The organism is bacterium, from assembly GCA_030654305.1.
Taxonomy (GTDB): Bacteria; Krumholzibacteriota; Krumholzibacteriia; order LZORAL124-64-63; family LZORAL124-64-63; genus PNOJ01.
Window position 1 is genome coordinate 1 of record JAURXS010000079.1, and the last position, 1,298, is coordinate 1,298.

2 protein-coding genes are annotated in these 1,298 nt (G+C 70.5%); both read right to left on the bottom strand.

Translation table 11 applies throughout. The features are described 5' to 3' along the window. Positions 1 to 348 (bottom strand): RNA-binding protein (locus tag Q7W29_02070; GenBank protein ID MDO9170598.1); only part of this gene is annotated, 348 nt, incomplete at its 3' end. A gap of 278 nt (positions 349 to 626) precedes the next feature. Continuing rightward, positions 627 to 1,298, bottom strand: a 672-nt coding sequence (locus Q7W29_02075) for a FlgD immunoglobulin-like domain containing protein (protein MDO9170599.1), incomplete at its 5' end; no start/stop codon positions are given.

A 1,298-nucleotide genomic window follows, 5' to 3' on the forward strand; every position in this document is an offset into this window, starting at 1 on the left:
GCCGCTGCGGCCACCACCGCTGCCACCGCCGTAGCCGCCGCCGCTGCCGCCGCTGCGACCGCCGCCGCCGCCACCACCGAAGCCGCCGCCGCCGCCGGTGCGCTTCGGACGGTCCTGAGCCTCGTTCACGCTCAGGTTACGGCCGTCCATGCTCTGGCCGTCGAGGGCCGAGATCGCGGCCATGGCCGCGCTGTCGTCCATCTCCACGAAACCGAAGCCGCGGGGCCGGCCGGTCTCACGATCGGTGATCAGTGCCACCGAGTGCACGGCGCCATGCTGCTCGAACAGCTTGGTCACCTGGTCCTCGGTCGCGGAGAACGGCAGGTTACCCACGTAGATCTTCTTCATACTCTTCCACCTCGGATGCCGGCTACCCGGCGTGCAGAAGCACCTGAGGCCGCCGGCTATCTCCGGTAAACCCCTCGTGCTCGATACTGATCCGGCGGTCTGCCGGACCACATCCCCCGACGGTCGGGGGAATCTCGAAGCCCGGCGCGAGGCCGGGGATCACGCATTCAGACGGCTCCGGGGGGACCCTGGGGCCTCAGCCCGAAGCACGGGAAGGATACACCGGATTCTGGGAATCACCTAGGATTATCTTCCCACCCGGCGTCAACGCTGTTGACTCAGCGGACCAGCGTCAATTTCAGCACCTGGGCCGTCGCTCCGGTGCCGGCCCGGCAGAAGTACAAGCCGGCGGCCAGGTTCCGGCCCCGGTCATCGCGGCCGTCCCAGGTGAAGCCGTACCGCTGCCCGCCGGCCAGATCCCCCTCGAAGACCGACGCGACGCGCCGACCACGTAGATCGTAGATCTCCAGGGCGACGGGCACGGGGGTTCCGTCGCCCGGCAGGACCAGATCGATGGTCGTGCGCGGATTGAAGGGGTTGGGGTGGTTGCTCAGGCGCCCCCGCGGGGCCGGTCCGCCCCCGTCCCCCACCCCGGTCGCCACGACCCGGTCGTACGTCGTTTGCAGGAAACGGACCAGTCCCGAGCCCGCGCCCGTCCCGGCGCGCCGCACCTGCAGGTACCGGCAGTTGTTCGGCGCGGGGATCTTCAGCGGCGAGTCCGCGGCCTGCCACGGCTCCCACTCGATCAACGCGAGGTCGTCGAACCAGGCCAGGGCCGTGCCCGCGTCGGGCGGCTCCAGCCCGCAGCGCAGCTCGAAGTAGACCGCGCCGGCGGGCGTGGCCAGATCGCCCCACTGGTACGTCCAGTCACAGGTGCCGTCGACGCGCGCGGCCAGGTCGGTGCTCGACAGCGGGCTCTCGGACGAGCGGCTGTCGTAGAAGCGCACCAT